Below are 21,380 nucleotides of genomic sequence, written 5' to 3' on the forward strand. Positions count from 1 at the left end.
CGCAAATGAGTAAAGAAGAGAAGCTCGTCGACTACCTGAAGGTCGTCACCGCGGACCTCCAGCGCACCCGCCGGCGGCTCAAGGAGCTCGAGTCCGACGACCAGGACCCGATCGTGGTCGTCGGCATGGGTTGCCGCTTCCCCGGAGACGTGCGCAGCCCCGAAGACCTCTGGCAGCTCGTCGCCACCGGCGGCGACGGCGTGACCGAGTTTCCGCCCGACCGGGGCTGGGACGTCGACGCCATCTACGACCCCGACCCGGACCAGCTCGGCAAGACGTACGTGAAGGAAGGCGGCTTCATCCACGGCGCCGGTGAGTTCGACGCGGACTTTTTCGGTATCAACCCGCGCGAAGCCCTGGCCATGGACCCCCAGCAGCGGCTGCTGCTGGAGACCTCGTGGGAGGCGTTCGAGCAGGCCGGGATCGACCCGGCCGGGATGCGCGGCGAGGCCGTCGGCGTCTTCGTCGGCACGAGCATGCAGGACTACGGCGCGCTGGTGAAGACCGCCCCGCAGGGCATCGAGGGCTACTTCACCGTCGGCAACGCCGCCAGCGTCATGTCGGGCCGGCTCGCGTACACGTTCGGGTTCGAGGGCCCGGCGATGACCGTCGACACCGCCTGCTCCTCGTCACTGGTGGCCCTGCACGTCGCGATCCAGGCGCTGCGCAAGCGGGAGTGCTCACTCGCTCTGGTCGGCGGCGTCGCCATCATGGCCACACCCGCCGGCTTTGTGGAGTTCAGCCGGCAGCGCGGGCTCGCCGCCAACGGCCGCTGCAAGTCCTTTGCCGCCGCCGCCGACGGGACCGGCTGGGGCGAGGGTGTCGGCGTCATCCTCGTCGAGCGCCTCTCCGAGGCCCGCAAGCACGGCCACCGGGTCCTCGCGATCGTCCGGGGCACCGCGGTCAACCAGGACGGTGCCAGCAGCGGCCTCACCGCGCCGAACGGTCCCGCGCAGGAACGGGTCATCCGGCAGGCCCTGGCCGAGGCCCGGCTGACCGCCGCCGACATCGACGTCGTGGAGGCGCACGGCACCGGCACCACCCTCGGCGACCCGATCGAGGCAGAGGCGCTGCTGGCCACGTACGGGCGGGGTCGGGAAAAGCCGCTGTGGCTCGGCTCGATGAAGTCGAACATCGGCCACACCCAGGCCGCCGCCGGCGTCGCCGGGATCATCAAGATGGTCATGGCGATGCGGCACGGCATGCTGCCACGGACGCTGCACGTCGACGCCCCGACACCCGAGGTCGACTGGACGGCCGGCGCGATCGAGCTGCTGACCGAGCCGGTCGAGTGGAGCCCCAACGGGCATCCGCGCCGGGCCGGTGTCTCCTCGTTCGGCGTGAGCGGCACCAACGCGCACGTGATCCTCGAAGAGGGCGACGCCCCGGAGCCGGTGGTGGAGGATTCGGCCCCGGTGGTGCCGTGGGTGCTCTCGGCCAGGAGCGAGGCGGCGCTGCGCGGCCAGGCCGCGCGGCTGGCGTCGTTCGTCGCCGGCGGCGAGTCGAAGCCGGTGGACGTGGGCTGGTCGCTGCTGTCCCGGTCGCGGATGCCGCACCGGGCGGTGGTCGCGGGTCGTGACGTGGCGGAGCTGAGCGCGGCGCTGCGGGGTTTCGCCGACGCCGATCCCGAAGGTGCGGGTCCGGGTGGGGGTGCTGGTCGGGGTGTGGTGTTCGTGTTCCCCGGTCAGGGCTCGCAGTGGGTCGGCATGGCCGTGGAAATGCTTGAGGACTCGCCGGTGTTCGCGGCGGCGTTCGACGATTGCGCGTCCGCCCTAGCGCCCTTCGTGGACTGGGATCTGCGGGACGCCGTCGCCGATCCGGAGCTGCTGGAGCGGGTCGACGTGGTCCAGCCGGTGCTGTGGGCGGTCATGGTCTCCCTGGCCCAGGTGTGGCAGTCCTACGATGTCAAGCCGGCCGCAGTCGTTGGTCACTCGCAGGGTGAGATCGCCGCCGCCTGTGTCGCGGGTGCGCTGTCGCTTGAGGACGGTGCGCGGGTGGTTGCGCTTCGGTCGAAGGCGTTGCGGGAGCTGGCCGGCGGCGGCGCGATGGTGTCGGTGGCGGCGTCGGTGGAGCGGGTCGAGGAGCTGCTCGAAGGCCACGACGGTGTGTCGATCGCAGCAGTCAACGGCCCTGGTTCGGTGGTGGTGGCTGGCCTTGTCGCGCCGGTGGACGAGTTCGTCAGGTTCCTGGACGCGCGGGAGGTACGCAACCGGCGAATCGCGGTGGACTATGCGTCGCACTCGGTGCAGGTGGAGGCGATCGAAGCTCAGCTCGTCGAGGTGCTGGCGCCGGTAAAGCCACGGGCCGCCCAAACAGCTTGGTACTCCACTGTGGAGCGCCGTTGGGTCGACGGTACGCAGGCGGATGCCGGTTACTGGTACCGAAACCTGCGCCAGACGGTGTGGTTCGCGGCCGCCACGGAAACGTTGCTGGACGAGGGTTTCCGGGGTTTCGTGGAGGCCAGCGCCCACCCGGTACTGACGATTGGCATCCAGGACAGCATCGACGCGGCCGCCGCGCCGGCGTGGGTGACCGGCACGCTGCGCCGCGACGAGGGCGGCCCGCAACGCCTGTTCACGAGCCTCGGCGTGGCGTACGCCAACGGGGTCGACGTCACCTGGAAGCACGCGTTCGACGGCGTGCAGCCACGGACCGTCGAGCTGCCCACGTACGCGTTCCAGCACAGCCGCTACTGGCTCACCCCGCCCGCCGGCTCCGGCGACGTCACCGCCGCCGGCCTCGGCAGCGCCGGCCACCCGCTGCTCGGCGCGGCCGTCACCCTCGCCGACGGCGACGGGGTGCTGCTCACGGGCAGGATCTCCCTCAAGACCCACCCGTGGCTCGCCGACCACGCCGTCATGGGCACCGTGCTGCTGCCCGGCACCGCCTTCGTCGAGCTGGCCGTCCGCGCCGGCGACGAGATCGGCGCCGACCACCTCGAAGAGCTCCTCATCCAGGCCCCGCTCGTGCTGCCCGAGCGCGGCGGCGTACAGGTGCAGATCAGCGTCGGCCAGCCCGGCCCCGCCGGCCGCCGCGAGATCGCCATCTGGTCCCGCGTCGAAGACGGCGACCCGGAGTGGACCCGGCACGCCGAGGGCGTCCTCGCCACGACCCGGACCACCCCGGCCAGCACCGACGAGCTGGCGACCTGGCCGCCGCCGGGCGCCGAACCGGTCGCCATGGACGGCTGGTACGAGCGGCTCGTCCCGCTCGGCTTCGAGTACGGGCCGGTGTTCCAGGGCCTGCGGGCGGTGTGGCGCCGCGGCGAGGAGGTCTTCGCCGAGGTGACGCTCCCGGAGAGCCACCGCGCCGACGCGGCCCGCTTCGGGCTCCACCCGGCCCTGCTCGACGCCGCCCTGCATGCCTCCGGCGCCGGTGACTGGCGGGGCAACGGACTCGAAGGCCTCCCGTTCACCTGGAACGGGGTCCGGCTCAACGCCGCCGGCGCCGCCACCCTGCACGTCCGCCTCAGCCCGGCGCCCGGCGGGGGCATGGCCCTGCTCGTCGCGGACGCGTCCGGTGCACCGGTTGCGCAGATCGACTCGCTCGTGCTGCGCCCGGTCTCGACGCAGCAGCTCGACACCGCCCGCGCCGGCTCCGACGCGCTCTACCGGATGGACTGGGTCACCCTGCCCACCCCTGAGCGCCCGGTCAGCGGCGACACCTGGGTCCTCGCCGGAGCCGGCACCACCGACCTGGCCGCCCGCCTCACCACGGCCGGCATCCGGGCCTTCTCCTACCCCGACCTGGCCACCGCCGCCGCCCAGCACCGCGACAAGCCCGCCACGGTCGTCCTCGCCACGCCCGCGGTACACGGCAACGCCGGCCGCCCGGCACTGCCCGACGAGGTACGCGCGGCGACCGCCCATGCCCTGGACGGACTCCGGACCTGGCTGGACGAGCAGCCCTGGCCCGACCTGCCGCTCGTCGTGCTGACCTGCGGCGCGGTACCCGCCACGGCCGGCGAACCCGTCACCGACCTGGCCGGCGCCGCCATCTGGGGCCTCGTCCGCTCGGCCCAGGCGGAAAACCCGGACCAGTTCGTGCTCGCCGACCTCGACGCCGCACCCGCCTCGGCGGCCACGCTCGCCGCCGCCGTCGACGGGGGCGAACCGCAGCTCGCCGTCCGGCAGGGGACGCTCGTCGTACCCCGGCTCGCCCGCGCCAACGCCGGCGGGCTGCTCGTACCACCGATCGGCTCGGCGGCTTGGCGGATCGAGACCACCGGCCGCGGCACGCTCGACGACGTCCACCTCGCCGACGCGCCGGCCGCCGCGGCGGCACTGGAGCCCGGCCAGGTGCGCATCGCGGTCCGCGCCGCCGGCCTCAACTTCCGCGACGTCCTCGTCGCCCTCGGCATGTACCCGGACAAGGCGGCACTGGCCGGCTCCGAGGGCGCCGGCGTCGTGGTCGAGGTCGGGCCGGACGTCACCGGCCTCGCCCCCGGCGACCGGGTCATGGGACTGCTCACCGGTGGCTTCGGCCCGCTCGCCGTCACCGATCAGCGGATGCTCGTGCGGATGCCGGACGGCTGGACGTTCGAGACCGCCGCGTCCGTGCCGATCGTCTACCTCACCGCCATGTACGGCCTCGTCGACCTGGCCGGCCTCCGGTCCGGCGAGACCGTGCTGATCCACGCCGGCACGGGCGGCGTCGGCATGGCCGCCACCCAGCTCGCCCGGCACCTCGGCGCCCGGGTACTGGCGACGGCGAGCCCCGGCAAGTGGGACACGCTGCGAGACAGCGGGTTCGCCGAGGGGGAGTACGCCACCTCCCGCGCCCTCGACTTCGAGGCCGCCTTCGCGGAGAGCACCGGCGGGCGGGGCGTCGACGTCGTGCTCAACTCGCTCGCCGGCCCGTTCGTCGATGCCTCGCTGCGGCTGATGCCGCGCGGTGGCCGGTTCGTCGACATGGGCAAGACCGACCCGCGCGACCCCGGCGAGGTCGCGGAGCAGCACCCCGGCGTCCGGTACCAGGCCTTCGACCTCATCCAGGCCGGCCCGGACCGGATCAACGCGATGCTCCGCGAGCTCCTCGCGCTCTTCGCTGCCGGCTCGCTCACCCCGCTGCCTGTGCGCACCTGGGACATCCACCGGGCGATCGACGCGTTCCGCCACCTCAGCCAGGCGCGGCACATCGGCAAGGTCGTGCTGACCGTCCCGACGGGCTGGGAGAAGACCGGCACCGTCCTCATCACCGGCGCCACCGGCGGGCTCGGCGGTGCGGTCGCCCGCCACCTCGTTTCCGCGCACGGCGTACGCCGGCTCGTGCTGGCCAGCCGTTCCGGCCCCGCGGCCAACGGCGCGGGCGAGCTGCGGGACGAGCTCGCCGGGCACGGCGCGACCGTGCAGATCGTCGCCTGCGACGTCGCCGACCGGTCCGCGCTGGCGACCGTCATCGACGCCATCCCGGCCGAACACCCGCTCACCGGGGTGGTCCACGCCGCCGGCGTACTCGACGACGGCCTCGTCACCTCGCTCACCCCCGAGCGGCTCGACCGGGTCATGCGCCCCAAGGTCGACGCGGCCTGGCACCTGCACGAGCTGACCCGCGACCTGCCGGTCACCACGTTCGTCTTCTTCTCCTCGACCGCCGGCCTCTTCGGCGGCCCGGGACAGGGCAACTACGCCGCCGCCAACACGTTCCTCGACGGCCTCGCCCACCTGCGCCACGCGGAAGGCCTCGCCGCCTCCGCGCTCGCCTGGGGCATGTGGGCCGAGCGCACCGGCATGACCGCCCACCTCAGCGAAGCCGACATGCAGCGGATCGCCCGCTCCGGCGCCGCCATCACCATCCCCGAAGGGCTCGCGCTGCTGGACACGGCCAGCGCTCTCGGCGAACCCGCGCTCGCTCCCACCCGGCTCGACCTCGCCACCCTCCGGGCGCAGGCCGCCGCGCGGCCGATCCCCGCGCCGCTGCGGAGCATGGTCCGCCCGCCGGCGCGGCGCGCCGTCCAATCGGACGGGGCCACCGACAGCACATCGCTCATCCAGCGCCTCGCCGGACTCACCCGCGGGGAGCAGGAAAAGCTTTTGATCGACATGGTACGAGGGCAGGCTGCCACGGTGCTCGGACACGCCTCGCCCGACACAGTCGACGCCGGCCGCGCTTTCAACGAGATGGGCTTCGACTCTCTCACCGCGGTCGAGCTGCGCAACGGCCTCAGCGCGGTCACCGGCCTGCGGCTCTCCACGACGCTGATCTTCGACTACCCCAACGTGACCGCGCTCGCCGAGCACCTGCGCTCGCAGATCGCCGGTTCGGCCGGCGAGGTCGTCGTCCGGGCCCCCACCGTCGTGGCTGCCTCCGACGACCCCATCGCGATCATCGGCATGAGCTGCCGCTTCCCGGGCGGGGTCGACTCGCCCGAGCAGCTGTGGGCGATGCTGGCCGCCGGCGGCGAGGGCATCACCGGCTTCCCGGGCGACCGCGGCTGGGACATCGACGCCCTCTTCCATCCGGACCCCGACCGGTACGGCACCAGCCACGCCCGCGAGGGCGGCTTCCTCACCGGCGCGGCGAGCTTCGACCCCGGCTTCTTCGGCATCAGCCCGCGCGAGGCCACCGCGATGGACCCGCAGCAGCGGCTCCTGCTGGAGGCGACCTGGGAGGCGATCGAACGCGCCGGGATCGACCCGGCCTCGCTGCGCGGCACGCCGACCGGCGTCTTCGCCGGTGCGGGTGCCACCGACTACGCGACCCTGCTGGCAAACGACCCCGCCACCTTCGAGGGGTACGTGCTGACCGGCAACGCGGGCAGCGTCGTCTCCGGGCGCCTCTCCTACATGTTCGGCCTGGAAGGGCCGGCGGTCACTGTGGACACCGCGTGTTCGTCGTCGCTGGTGGCGCTGCACCTGGCGGCGCAGGCGCTGCGGCAGGGGGAGTGCGACCTCGCACTGGCCGGCGGCGTGACCGTGATGTCGACACCCGGGCTGTTCCAGGAGTTCAGCCGGCAGGGCGGCCTCGCACTCGACGGGCGCTGCAAGGCCTTCTCCGCGTCCGCCGACGGCATGGGCGCCGCCGAGGGCGTCGGCATGGTGCTGGTGGAGCGGCTGTCGGACGCGCGGCGCAACGGTCACCGGGTCCTCGCGACACTGCGGGGTAGTGCGGTCAACCAGGACGGTGCCAGTAACGGCCTGACCGCGCCGAATGGTCCGTCTCAGGAGCGGGTGATCCGCCAGGCCTTGGCGAACGCTCGCCTGACGCCGTCCGATGTGGACGCTGTCGAGGCGCACGGCACTGGCACTCGGTTGGGTGATCCAATCGAGGCGCAAGCACTGCTGGCCACGTACGGGCAGGAACGTGAGCGTCCACTGTGGCTCGGCTCGGTGAAGTCGAACATCGGTCATACGCAGGCGGCCGCTGGTGTGGCGGGCGTGATCAAGATGGTGCTGGCGATGCGGCACGATCTTCTGCCGCAAACGTTGCACGTGGACGCGCCGACGCCGGAGGTGGACTGGTCGGCCGGTCGTGTGGAGTTGTTGACCGAGCCGGTGGAGTGGAAGGCGAATGGGCAGCCGCGTCGGGCAGCTGTGTCGTCGTTCGGGATCAGCGGCACCAACGCGCACGTGATCTTGGAGGAAGGGGATCCGCTGCCGGTCGCCGAGCCGGCGGCCGACCCTGGTCCGGTGCTGCCATGGCTGCTGTCGGCCAAGAGGGAGCCGGCGCTGCTGGATCAGGTCTCGCGGTTGGCGTCGTTCGTGGCGGATGCTGGTGTGCGGCCGGTGGATGCGGCCTACACGCTCGCGACTGCCCGGTCCCGGTTCACGCATCGGGCATACGCGGTCGGCTCGACAGTGGAAGGTGCGACGTTCTCCACCGGCGTAACGCCGAGCGTCGGTCGGCTGGCTGTGGTGTTCACCGGTCAGGGTTCGCAGCGGTTGGGTATGGGCCGGCAGCTGCATGGTGTGCTCCCGGTGTTCACGGCGAAGTTCGACGAGGTGTGTGCGGCCTTCGACGGTTTGCTGCCGCGTCCGCTGGTCGAGGTGATGTGGTCTGACGCCGACGCGTTGGGCCAGACGTTGTATGCGCAGCCGGCGATTTTCGCGGTCGAGGTGGCTCTGTTCGCCCAGTTCGAGGCGTGGGGCGTGAGCCCGGACTTTGTGGCGGGTCATTCGATTGGTCAGATCGCGGCGTCTTATGTGTCCGGCGTGTTTTCGTTGGAGGATGCGGCGCGGTTGGTGGCGGCGCGTTCGTCGTTGATGCAGGCGTTGCCGTCTGGTGGGGCGATGCTGGCGGTACGCGCGACCGAGGCGGAAGTCCTGCCGCATCTGACTGACCTCGTGTCGGTGGCGGCGGTGAACGGGCCGGCGTCGGTGGTGGTGGCCGGTGACGGTGGCCAGATTGACGCGCTCGAATCCCGTTGGAGGGGTGAGGGTCGGAAGGTCAAGCGGCTGACGGTCTCGCATGCGTTCCATTCGCCGTTGATGGATCCGATGCTGGACGATTTCGCCGCCGCGTTGGCCGGTGTGGAGTTCCGGGAGCCGTTGCTGCCGTTCGCGGAGCCGGTGGAGACGGTCGACTACTGGGTGCGGCATGTGCGGCAGCCGGTTCGTTTCGCTGACACGGTCTCCTGGCTGGCTGAGCAGGGTGTGGGCACGTTCCTCGAACTCGGGCCCGAGGGTGTGTTGACCGCGTTGATCCCCGAGTCGAGCCAGGACGCTGTCGCGGTCGCGTCGTTGCGGGGGGATCGGGACGAGGTCGAGGCTGCGGTCGCCGCGCTGGCCGGGCTGCACAGTCACGGCGTCGACGTCGACTGGGAAGCGTTCTTCAGCCCGTGGCAGCCGCACGTTGTCGACGTGCCCACATACGCGTTCCAGCACTCCCGCTTCTGGGTCGACGACGCGGCTGCCCGTACCGGTGACCCGGTCGGACTCGGCCTGGCAGACGTCGGGCACCCCCTGCTCGGTGCGGCGGTCAGCCTCGCCGACGGCGACGGGATCGTCCTCACCGGCCGCCTGTCGCTGTCGACGCGCCCCTGGCTGGCCGGCTACGAGGTAGGCGGCGTACACGTGCTCCCCAGCGCCGCCTTCCTCGAACTCGTCGTACGGGCCGGTGACGAGGTCGGCGCCGACCTGCTGGAGGAGCTGACGCTCGACACCCCCTCGTGCTGCCAGAGCGCGGCGCGGTACAGGTGCAGGTGACGGTCGGCGCGGCCGGCGAGCAGGGCAAGCGACCCGTGACCGTCCACTCCCGTACAGAGGACGGCGAGGCGGACTGGCGGCGCCACGCCACCGGCACGCTGAGCAGCGCATTCGGCGCGCCGGCCGACGACCTGAAGCAGTGGCCACCGGCCGGCGCCCAGCCGGTACCACCGGTGGACAGCGAACTTCTGGGCTCGATCTGGCGGCGCGACGACGAGCTCTTCGTCGAGGCTGGACTGGATGACGAGACCGGCGGCCGGTACGGCGTGCACCCGGCACTGCTGGAGGCACTCCTCGGCGTGATCGGCGAGCCCGACACGATGTACGCGCGATGGAACGGCGTACGGCTGCTGGCCACCGGTGCGCCCGCCATCCGCGCCCGCCTGACCCCCACCGGCACCGACACCTGGGCCCTGCTCGTCACGGACCCGTCCGGGGCGGCGGTGGCGGCGGTGGAGTCGTTGACCTTGCGGCCGGTGCCGGTCGAGCAGGTGCGGTCGGGCTCCGACTCGCTGTTCCGGGTCGATTGGGTGCCCGGTCCGGCCGGTGAGGCGCTGCCGGATTCGGCGATGTGGGTGGCGGATGCTGGCTCGCTCGCTGGTCTGGGCGAGGTGCCCGGGGTGGTGGCGCATCGTGCGGTTGATGTGGTTGTGGTGTTGGGGTTGGTGCAGGGGTGGCTTGCCGACGGGCGGTGTGAGTCGTCGCGTCTGGTTGTGGTGACGTCGGGTGCGGTGGAGCCGGTGAGTGATCTGGTGGCTGCTTCGGTGTGGGGTTTGGTGCGTTCGGCGCAGTCGGAGCATCCTGACCGGTTCGTGCTGGTCGACACCGACGGTGATGTTCTGCTGTCTGGTCAGGAGCCGCAGTTGGCGGTCCGCGACGCGCGGGTGTTGTTGCCAAGGCTGGCGCGGGCGACGCCTGGTGGGCCGGTCGAGGAGTCGCCGTGGTCGGCTGACGGCACCGTGTTGATTACCGGTGGCACGGGTGGGCTTGGTGCGCTGTTGGCCCGTCATTTGGTCGCTACGCATGGGGTGCGGAGCTTGCTGCTGCTGTCCCGTTCTGGTCTCTCCGCGCCCGGTGCGGCCGCTCTGGTGGAGGAGCTGGCCGGGGCTGGTGCTGAGGTGGTGGTCCGGTCTGTGGACGTCACGGATCGGGCGGCGTTGGCCGCCGCTATCGATGGGGTGGATCTGCGGGCGGTCGTGCACACGGCAGGTGTGCTGGACGACGGCCTGGTCGAGTCGCTTACGCCTGATCGGCTGGCTGCGGTGATGCGGGCGAAGGCCGAGTCGGCATGGCATCTGCACGAGTTGACCGCTGGGATGTCGCTGGAAGCGTTCGTACTGTACTCCTCCGTCGCCGGTACCCTCGGCGCCGCTGGTCAGGGCAACTACGCTGCGGCGAACAGCTTCTTGGACGCGCTCGCCTCGTTGCGCCGTGAGCAAGGCCTGCCCGGGCTGTCGCTCGCGTGGGGGCTCTGGGACGCCGATGGCATGGGCGGGCGCCTCTCCGCGGATAGTCACGATCGGGTTTCTCGGGTCGGTGCGGGGCTGTCGCCGGAGCTGGGCCTGGAGCTGTTCGATCTGGCGACTGGGCATGTGGACGTGGGTGCGGTGTTGGTGCCGACTCGTCTGGACCTGGCCGCGATCCGGGCGCAGGCCGCGACCCGGCCGATCCCCGCACTGCTGCGCGGACTCGTGAAAATCACCGCCCGGCGGACCGTCGAGGCGGCACTACCCGGTGGCGGCTCAGCTCTCGCCGAGCGGCTGGCGGGGCTGTCCCGTGTGGAGCAGGAGCGGCTGGTGCTAGATCTGGTGCGCGGCCAGGCGGCTGCGGTGCTGGGCCATGGCTCGGCTGATGCGGTGGATCCGGTGCGAGCGTTCAACGAGATGGGTTTCGACTCGCTGACCGCGGTGGAGTTGCGTAACGGCCTTGCTGCGGTCACTGGCCTGCGGTTGCCGTCGACGCTTGTCTTCGACCATCCCAACCCGACCGCGTTGGCGGCGCATCTGGTCAGCCAGGTGGCTGGCTCCGATGTGGTGGCGGTGCGCCGCCCGGTGGTGGTGGCCGAAGAAGACATCGCGATCGTCGGGATGAGTTGCCGTTTCCCTGGTGGGGTGTCGTCGCCGGAGGAGCTGTGGGCGTTGCTAGCGGCTGGCGGCGATGGCATGTCGGAGTTTCCGTCCGATCGTGGCTGGGATGTCGATGCGTTGTTCGATCCGGATCCGGATCGGCCGGGTACGAGCTATACCCGCACTGGTGGCTTTCTGTCCGATGTGAGTGGCTTCGATCCGGCGTTCTTTGGGATTAGTCCGCGTGAGGCGACGGCGATGGATCCGCAGCAGCGGTTGTTGCTGGAGACCTCGTGGGAGGTGTTCGAGCGGGCTGGTGTGGACCCGGTGTTGCTGCGGGGCAGCCAGACCGGTGTGTTCGTCGGTACCAACGGGCAGGACTATGCCGCGCTGCTGGCTGGTGCGCCGGCCGGCTCTGAGGGGTACGTGATGACGGGTAACGGCGCGAGTGTGGTGTCGGGCCGGTTGGCGTACTCGTTCGGCCTCGAAGGGCCTGCGGTCACTGTGGACACTGCGTGCTCGTCGTCGTTGGTGGCGTTGCATTTGGCGGCGCAGGCGTTGCGTCAGGGTGAGTGTGATCTGGCGTTGGCTGGTGGTGTGACGGTGATGTCGACGCCGGGTGCCTTCGTCGAGTTCAGTCGGCAGCGTGGTTTGGCGGTGGATGGCCGGTGCAAGGCGTTCGCGGCTGCCGCTGATGGCACTGGTTGGGGTGAGGGTGTCGGGCTGCTGCTGGTGGAGCGGCTGTCGGATGCGCGGGCCAGTGGGCGCAAGGTCCTGGCGGTGCTGCGTGGTAGTGCGGTCAACCAGGACGGTGCTAGCAACGGTCTGACCGCGCCGAATGGCCCGTCGCAGGAGCGCGTGATCCGCCAGGCCCTCGCCAGTGCACGGCTGTCACCGTCCGATGTAGACGCTGTAGAGGCCCACGGGACCGGCACCCGACTAGGTGACCCGATCGAGGCGCAGGCGTTGCTGGCCACGTATGGGCAGGGTCGTGAGCGTCCACTGTGGCTTGGCTCGGTGAAGTCGAACATCGGTCACACGCAAGCTGCTGCTGGTGTGGCCGGGATTATCAAGATGGTGATGGCGATGCGGCACGGGACGTTGCCGCGCACGTTGCACGTGGACGCGCCGACGCCTGAGGTCGATTGGTCGGCCGGGAAGGTCGAGTTGTTGACCGAGCCGGTGCGGTGGGAGGCGAACGGGCATCCGCGCCGGGCTGGTGTTTCCTCGTTCGGAGTGAGCGGCACCAACGCCCACGTGATCGTCGAGGAGGGTGACGCACCTTCCGTCGACATCGTGGACGATCCGGCGCCGGTGGTGCCGTGGCTGGTGTCGGGCAAGACCGAGTCGGCGCTGCTGGCTCAGGCTTCGCAGCTGGCGTCGTTCGTGGCGGATGCTGGTGTGCGGCCGGTGGATGTCGCGTACACGTTGGCGACGGCGCGGGCCCGGTTCGCGCATCGGGCGTACGCGGTCGGCTCCACAGCGGATGGCTTGGGCTTCTCGACCGGCGTGACACCGAGCGTTGGCCGGCTGGCTGTGGTGTTTACCGGTCAGGGTTCGCAGCGGCTGGGTATGGGCCGGCAGCTGCATGGTGTGCTGCCGGTGTTCACTGCCAGGTTCGACGAGGTGTGCGCCGCGTTCGACGGCCTGCTGCCGCGTCCGCTGGCTGAGGTGATGTGGTCCGATGCTGAGGCGTTGGGCCAGACCTTGTATGCCCAACCGGCGATTTTCGCGGTTGAGGTGGCGTTGTTCGCGCAGTTCGAGGCATGGGGTGTGAGCCCGGACTTTGTGGCCGGTCATTCGATCGGTCAGATCGCGGCGTCTTATGTGTCCGGTGTCTTCGACCTGGCGGATGCGGCTCGTCTGGTGGCGGCGCGTTCCTCGTTGATGCAGGTGCTGCCGTCTGGTGGGGCGATGCTGGCGGTCCGCGCCACCGAGGCCGAGGTGTTGCCGCATCTGACGGACCTGGTGAGCGTGGCTGCGGTGAACGGGCCCACGTCGGTCGTGGTGGCCGGTGACGGCGGCCAGGTCGACGCGCTCGAAGCCCTCTTCCGCGCTGAAGGCCGGCAGGTTAAGCGGTTGACGGTCTCGCATGCGTTCCATTCGCCGTTGATGGATCCGATGCTGGACGATTTCGCCGCCGCTCTGGCCGATGTGACGTTCCGGGAGCCGTTGCTGCCCTTCGCGGAGCCTGTCGCGACCGCCGGCTACTGGGTGCGGCACGTGCGGCAGACGGTTCGTTTCGCTGACACCGTTTCGTGGCTGGCTGGGCAGGGTGTGGGCACTTTCCTAGAGCTCGGGCCGGACGGAATCCTGACCGCGCTGATCCCCGAGTCGAGCCAGGACGCGGTCGCGGTCGCGTCGCTGCGCGGAGATCGGGACGAGGTCGAGGCCGCGGTTACCGCGTTGGCCGGGTTGCACAGTCATGGCGTCGAGGTGGACTGGGAGGCGTTCTTCGGCCCGTGGCAGCCCCGGATCGTCGACGTGCCGACGTACGCGTTCCAGCGCTCCAGGTACTGGATCGACGAGACCGGGACACCGGCCGATGTGGCCGCCGCAGGCCTCGGCGCCGCCGGGCACCCGCTGTTCGGCGCGGCGGTCAGCCTGGCTGATGGTGACGGTGTGGTGTTGACCGGTCGCCTGTCGCTGTCGACGCATCCGTGGTTGGCCGACCATGTGGTGGGTGGCGCGGTGTGGCTGCCGGGTACGGCGTTTGTGGAGATGGCGGTCCGGGCTGGTGACGAGGTCGGTGCCGATCTGCTCGAGGAGCTGACCCTCGAGGCGCCGCTGGTGTTGGCCGAGCGCGGCGCGATCCAGATCCAGGTGACGGTCGGAGGGGCGGACGGGCAGGGCCGCCGCACGCTGTCGATCCACTCCCGACCCCAGGACGGCGACCCCGGGTGGACCCGCCACGCCAGCGGCCTGCTCGCCACCGCACCCGCACACGCCGCTCCCGAGCTGCTCGCCCAGTGGCCGCCGGCGGGCGCGGTGGCGCAGTCGGTGGACGAGATCTACCCGGCGTTGGCGGCGCTGGGGCTGATGTACGGGCCGGTGTTCCAGGGCGTCCAGGCTGTGTGGAAGGCCGGCGACGACCTATTCGCGGAGGTCGCTCTGCCGCAGACGGCGGTGGATCAGGCGGGTCGGTTCGGGTTGCACCCGGCGTTGTTGGATGCGGCGCTGCATTCGTTGAACGTCAGTGGCTGGGATGGCCCTGGCTTGGCGGGTGTGCCGTTCGAATGGCGTGGCGTACGGCTGCACGCCGCCGGCGCCGGGGGCCTACGTGTACGCCTCTCCCGGGCAGCCGCTGGCGGGATCGCGCTCGCCATCGCCGACCCCACCGGCATGGCCGTCGCGTCGGTCGAGTCGCTGGCGTTGCGGCCGGCGACGGTCGAGCAGACCCGATCCAGCTCCGATTCCCTGTTCCGCGTCGATTGGGTGCCCGGCCCGGCCGGTGAGGCGTTGCCAGATTCGACCGTGTGGGTGGCCGATGCCGGCGCTCTGGCGGCGTTGGGCGAGGTGCCCGGGGTGGTGGCGCATCGGGCGCTGGATGTGGCTGTGGTGTTGGGGTTGGTGCAGGGGTGGCTTGCCGACGAGCGGTGTGAGTCGTCGCGCCTGGTTGTGGTGACGTCGGGTGCGGTGGAGCCGGTGAGTGACCTGGCTGCTGCTTCGGTGTGGGGTTTGGTGCGTTCGGCGCAGTCGGAGCATCCTGACCGGTTTGTGTTGGTGGACAGCGACGGTGATGTTCTGCTGTCTGGTCTGGAGCCGCAGTTGGCGGTCCGCGACGGGCGGGTGTTGTTGCCGAGGCTGGCGCGGGCGACGCCTGGTGGGCCGGTTGAGAAGTCGCCGTGGTCTGGCGATGGCACGGTGTTGATCACTGGTGGCACGGGTGGGCTGGGTGCGCTGTTGGCCCGTCATCTGGTCGCTGCGCATGGGGTGCGGAGCTTGCTGCTGCTATCCCGTTCTGGCCTTTCCGCGCCCGGTGCGGCTGGTCTAGTGGAGGAGCTGACCGAGGTCGGTGCCGATGTGGTGGTCCGGTCTGTGGACGTCACGGATCGGGTGGCGTTGGCGGCCGCTATCGATGGGGTGGATCTGCGGGCGGTCGTGCACACGGCTGGCGTGTTGGATGACGGGTTGGTCGAGTCGCTTACACCTGAGCGGTTGGCCGCGGTGATGCGGGCGAAGGCCGAGTCGGCATGGCATCTGCATGAGTTGACCGCGGGGATGTCGCTGGAAGCGTTTGTGCTGTACTCCTCGGTCGCCGGCACTCTCGGCGCCGCTGGTCAGGGCAATTACGCGGCTGCCAACAGCTACCTCGACGCGCTCGCGGCCATGCGACGCGAGCAAGGCCTGCCCGGGCTGTCGCTGGCGTGGGGGCTGTGGGACGCCGACGGCATGGGCGGACGCCTCTCGGCGGATAGTCACGACCGGGTTTCCCGGGTCGGCGCCGGGCTGTCGCCGGAGCTGGGGTTGGAGCTGTTCGACCTGGCGACCGGGCATGTGGATGTGGGTGCGGTGTTGGTGCCGACTCGTCTGGACCTGGCCGCGATCCGGGCGCAGGCCGCGACCCGGCCGATCCCCGCACTGCTGCGCGGACTTGTGCGGGCTCCGGCCCGCCGGACCGTCGCGGCCAATGCCGGCAACGTCGCGTTCGTCGAACAACTGGCCACATTGGACGCAGCCGAGCGGGAGCGGATCCTCGTCGACCTTGTGCGCGGCCACACCGCCGCCGTGCTCGGCCACACCAACCCAGCGGCGATCGACATCAGCAAGGAGTTCATGGAGCTCGGCTTCGACTCCCTCACCGCCGTCGAGCTCCGAAACGCCCTCACCGGTGCCACCGGCATGCGGCTCTCCGCGACCCTGATCTTCGACTATCCCAACCCGGCCGCCCTCGCCGCGCACCTCCACGCGCAGGTCTCCGGCACCCGCAGGGAGGTCGCCGTCCGAACCCGGCCCATCGCCGACGAGCCGGTCGCGATCGTGGGCATGAGCTGCCGGTACCCGGGAAGTGTCGAAACCCCCGACGACCTGTGGCGACTCGTCGCCACCGGCGGCGACGGCGTCTCCGCCTTCCCGGACGACCGCGGCTGGGACCTCGGCAGCGTCTTCGAAAGCAACTCCGACCACCCGGAGCGGGACTACCGCCCCGAAGGTGGGTTCCTGTACGAGGCGGCCCACTTCGACCCCGACTTCTTCGGGATCGGCCGGCGCGAGGCCCTGGCGATGGACCCGCAGCAGCGGCTCCTGCTGGAGACCTCGTGGGAGGCGTTCGAGAGCGCCGGCATCGACCCGACCTCGCTCAAGGGCAGCCCGACCGGCGTCTTCGCCGGTGTCATGTACCACGACTACGCCACCCGCCTCGCCAACATCCCCGAGCACGTGCAGGGATTCGTCGACACGGGCAACGCCGGCAGTGTCATCTCCGGCCGCCTGGCGTACTCGTTCGGGCTGGAAGGCCCGGCGGTCACAGTGGACACCGCGTGCTCGTCGTCGCTGGTGGCACTGCACCTGGCCGCCCAGGCGCTGCGGCAGGGGGAGTGCGACCTCGCGCTGGCCGGCGGCGTGACGGTCATGTTCACCCCGGTCACGTTCGCCGGGTTCAGCCGGCAGGGCGGGCTCTCCTCCGACGGCCGGTGCAAGTCGTTCTCCGCCTCGGCCGACGGTGTGGGCTGGGCCGAGGGCGCCGGCGTGCTCGTGGTCGAGCGGCTGTCGGACGCCCGCCGCAACGGGCACCGGGTGCTGGCCGTACTCCGGGGCAGCGCGGTCAACCAGGACGGTGCCAGCAACGGCCTCACCGCCCCCAACGGCCCGTCTCAGGAGCGGGTCATCCTCCAGGCGCTGGCGAACGCCCAGCTGACGCCCGCCGAGGTCGACGTCGTCGAGGCACACGGCACCGGCACGAAGCTCGGTGACCCCATCGAGGCGCAGGCACTGCTGGCCACGTACGGGCAGGGCCGTGAGCGTCCACTGTGGCTTGGCTCGATCAAGTCGAACATCGGCCACACCCAGGCCGCCGCGGGCGCCGCCGGTGTCATCAAGATGATCATGGCGATGCGGCACGAGATGTTGCCCCAGACGCTGCACCTCGACGCGCCGACACCGGAGGTCGACTGGACGGCCGGCGCCGTCGAGCTGCTGACCGAGCCGGTCGAGTGGAAGCCGAACGGGCGTCCCCGCCGGGCAGCCGTCTCCTCCTTCGGCATCAGCGGCACCAACGCCCACGTGATCCTGGAAGAGGGCGACGCGCCACAGTCCCCGGTCGAAGACCTCGCGCCCGCCGTCCCGTGGCTGGTGTCGGGCAAGAGCGAGGAGGCGCTAAGGGCGCAGGCGGCCCGGCTCACGGAGTTCGCGGCGGCTGCCTCGGGTGTGCGGGCCGTGGATGTGGCCTACACGCTCGCGACGGCCCGGGCCCGGTTCGCGCATCGGGCATACGCGGTCGGCTCCACTGTGGAGGAGGTGGCCGGCGGGTTCACGAACGGTGTGACCGCCGGTGGTGGTGGTCGCTTGGCTGTGGTGTTCACCGGTCAGGGTTCACAGCGCCTGGGTATGGGCCGGCAGTTGCATGGTGTGCTGCCGGTGTTCACGGAGAAATTCGACGAGGTGTGCGCGGCGTTCGACGGTCTGCTGCCGCGTCCACTGGCGGAGGCGATGTGGTCCGACGCCGACGCGTTGGGTCAGACCCTGTTTGCCCAGCCGGCGATCTTCGCGGTCGAGGTGGCGTTGTTCGCCCAGTTCGAGGCGTGGGGTGTGAGCCCCGACTTCGTGGCCGGTCACTCGATCGGGCAGATCGCGGCGTCCTATGTGTCCGGTGTGTTTTCGCTGGCGGATGCGGCGCGGTTGGTGGCGGCGCGTTCGTCGTTGATGCAGGCGCTGCCGTCTGGTGGGGCGATGCTGGCCGTGCGCGCGACCGAGGCGGAGGCGCTGCCGCGCCTGACCGATCTGGTCAGTGTCGCGGCGGTCAACGGGCCGTCGTCGGTGGTCATCGCCGGTGACGCCGCGCAGATCGACACCCTTGAGGCCCACTTCAGGGATGAAGGCCGGAAGGTGAAGCGGCTGGCGGTCTCGCACGCGTTCCACTCACCGCTGATGGACCCGATGCTCGACGATTTCGCCGCCGCCCTCACCGGCGTCACGTTCCGGGAGCCGCTGCTGCCGACACCCGAGCCGGTGAGTACCGCCGACTACTGGGTCCAGCACGTACGCCGGCCAGTCCGCTTCGCCGACACTGTCGCGTGGCTCACCGAGCAGGGCGTGACCACGTTCTTGGAGCTCGGCCCCGACGGCGTACTGACCGCGCTCATAGCCGAGTCCAATGAGGACGCGGCCGCGATCGCCTCGCTGCGCGCGGACCGGGACGAGGTCGAGGCTGCGGTCTCCGCGTTGGCCGGGTTGCACGGCCACGGTGTCGACGTCGACTGGGAGGCGTTCTTCGCCCCGCACCGGCCGCGGATCGTGGAGCTGCCCACGTACGCGTTCCAGCACGAGCGGTACTGGCTGGAGGAGGCACCGGGTGCCGCGGGCGACGTGGCCGCCGCCGGTCTCGGAGCCGCCGGGCACCCGCTGCTCGGCGCGGCGGTCAGCCTCGCCGACGGCGACGGTGTGGTGCTGACCGGCCGCCTGTCGCTGTCGACGCACCCATGGCTGGCCGACCACGCGGTCGCCGGCGCCGTATGGCTACCCGGCACCGCGCTGGTGGAGATGGCGGTCCGGGCCGGCGACGAGGTCGGCGCCGACCTGCTCGAAGAGCTGACCCTCCAGGCGCCGCTGGTGCTCCCCGAGCGTGGTGCCGTGCAGCTCCAGGTCAACGTCGGCGCGCCCGACGCCGAAGGCCGCCGGCCCGTCTTCGTCCACTCCCGCATCGCGGACGGCGACCCTGGGTGGACGCGGCACGCCAGCGGCCTGCTGGCCACCGCCTCCGCGCAGGTGCCGGAGCCGCTGGCTCAGTGGCCGCCGGCGGGAGCCGAGTCGCTGCCGGTGGACGAGATCTATCCGGAGCTGGCGGCGATCGGGCTGTCGTACGGGCCGGTGTTCCAGGGCGTCCAGGCGGTGTGGAAGGCCGGCGACGACCTGTTCGCGGAGGTGGCCCTGCCGCGGTCGGCTGTCGATCAGGCGGGCCGGTTCGGTCTGCACCCGGCTCTGTTGGACGCGGCGCTGCACGCGTTGAACCTCAGCGATTGGGAAGGCCCCGGTTTGGCGGGTGTGCCGTTCGAGTGGCGTGGCGTACGGCTGCACGCCGCCGGCGCGGCCGGCCTGCGGGTGCGCCTCTCCCAAGCGGCCGGCGGCGGGATCGCCCTGACCATCGCCGACCCCACCGGCATGGCCGTCGCCTCGGTCGAGTCGCTGGCGTTGCGGCCGGTCACCGCCACGGCGGCCCGGTCCGGCTCCGACTCGCTGTTCCGGGTCGATTGGGTGCCCGGCCCGGCCGGTGAGGTGTTGCCGGACTCGGCGATGTGGGTAGCGGATGCTGGCTCGCTCGCTGGTCTGGCCGAGGTGCCCGAGGTGGTGGCGCATCGGGCGCTGGATGTGGCTGCGGTGCTGGGGTTGGTGCAGGGGTGGCTTGCCGACGAGCGGTGTGCATCGTCGCGCCTGGTGATCGTGACTTCCGGTGCGGTGGAGCCGGTGACGGATCTGGTGGCTGCTTCGGTGTGGGGTTTGGTGCGTTCGGCGCAGTCGGAGCATCCTGACCGGTTCGTGCTGGTCGACACCGACGGCGACGTTCTGCTGTCTGGCCTGGAGCCGCAGTTGGCGGTCCGCGACGGGCAGGTGTTGTTGCCGAGGCTTGCGCGGGCCGCTGTTGGTGGGCCGGTCGAGAGGTCGCCGTGGTCTGGTGACGGCACGGTGTTGATCACCGGTGGCACGGGTGGACTGGGCGCGCTGTTGGCCCGGCATCTTGTTGCCGTACATGGGGTGCGGAGCCTTCTGCTGCTGTCCCGGTCTGGAATGGACGCCGCGGGTGCGACCGGTTTGGTGGAGGAGCTGGCCGGGGCTGGTGCTGAGGTGGTGGTCCGGTCTGTGGACGTCACCGATCGGGCGGCGTTGGCCGCCGCTATCGATGGGGTGGATCTGCGGGCGGTCGTGCACACGGCTGGCGTGCTGGACGACGGGCTGATCGAGTCGCTCACTCCTGAGCGGTTGGCCACGGTGATGCGGGTGAAGGCGGAGTCGGCGTGGCATCTGCATGAGTTGACCGCGGGGATGTCGCTGGAAGCGTTTGTGTTGTACTCCTCGGTCGCCGGCACTCTCGGCGCTGCGGGGCAGGGCAATTACGCGGCTGCCAACAGCTACCTCGACGCGCTCGCGGCCGTGCGACGCGGCCAGGGTTTGCCGGGGTTGTCGCTGGCGTGGGGGCTGTGGGACGCCGATGGCATGGGCGGACGCCTCTCCGCGGACAGCCATGACCGGGTTTCCCGGGTCGGCGCCGGGCTGTCGCCAGAGCTGGGCTTGGAGCTGTTCGATCTGGCGACCGGGCATGCGGATGTGGGTGCGGTGTTGGTGCCGACCCGTCTGGACCTGGCCGCGATCCGGGCGCAAGCCACCACCAGGCCCGTACCCGCCCTACTGCGCGGACTTGTGAAAACCACCGCCCGGCGCACGGTGGACACCGGCGCGGTCGACACCGGGTTCGCTGAGCGACTGGCCACTGTGGACGCAGCGGAGCGGGAGCGGATCCTCGTCGACCTGGTGCGCGGCCACACCGCCGCCGTGCTCGGCCACACCAACCCGGCCGCGGTCGACATCAGCAAGGAGTTTCTCGAGTTGGGCTTCGACTCCCTCACCGCCGTAGAACTGCGCAACGGGCTCAGCACCGCCGTCGGGACACGGCTCCCGACCACGCTCGTCTTCGACTACCCGACGCCCCAGGCGCTCGCGGCCCGGCTCGGTGCCATCCTCGGGCCGGACGAGGAACGGGAAGTCACGGCCGAGTCCAGCGACGCCGACATCAGGCGCGTACTGGCCGCCATCCCGGTCAGCCGCTTCCGGGACGCCGGCCTCATGGAGACCCTGCTCCAGCTGTCCCGCCCCGACTACAAGGGCCCGGCGGAAACCAGCGCCGGCAGCGGAGAAGTCATCGACGAGCTGGACGTCGACAGCCTCGTGCAGCGAGCGCTGGGCAGCTCACAGTCCTGATCGGTTCTGAACCACGGAGGTCGAAACATGGCCACATCGGCCG

General features: G+C 71.1%; 2 protein-coding genes. Both read left to right on the plus strand.

The window, feature by feature from the left end; translation table 11 throughout:
• The first annotated feature begins 5 nt into the window (after positions 1–5).
• Entirely contained in the window at positions 6–9,143 is a 9,138-nt protein-coding gene (locus Pflav_RS43150; RefSeq protein ID WP_173033780.1) for a type I polyketide synthase, read from the plus strand.
• On the plus strand, positions 9,107–21,337 hold the full coding sequence (locus tag Pflav_RS44740) for a type I polyketide synthase (RefSeq protein ID WP_173033782.1): 12,231 nt from the start codon (positions 9,107–9,109) through the stop codon (positions 21,335–21,337). The genes Pflav_RS43150 and Pflav_RS44740 overlap by 37 nt, the downstream gene beginning before the upstream one ends.
• Positions 21,338–21,380: the final 43 nt, after the last annotated feature.

The organism is Phytohabitans flavus, assembly GCF_011764545.1.
Taxonomy (GTDB): Bacteria; Actinomycetota; Actinomycetes; order Mycobacteriales; family Micromonosporaceae; genus Phytohabitans; species Phytohabitans flavus.

Excerpts from the sequence above, each read along its gene's own strand:
- Pflav_RS43150 (WP_173033780.1), top strand. The coding sequence starts at position 6 with ATGAGTAAAGAAGAGAAGCTCGTCGACTACCTGAAGGTCGTCACCGCG.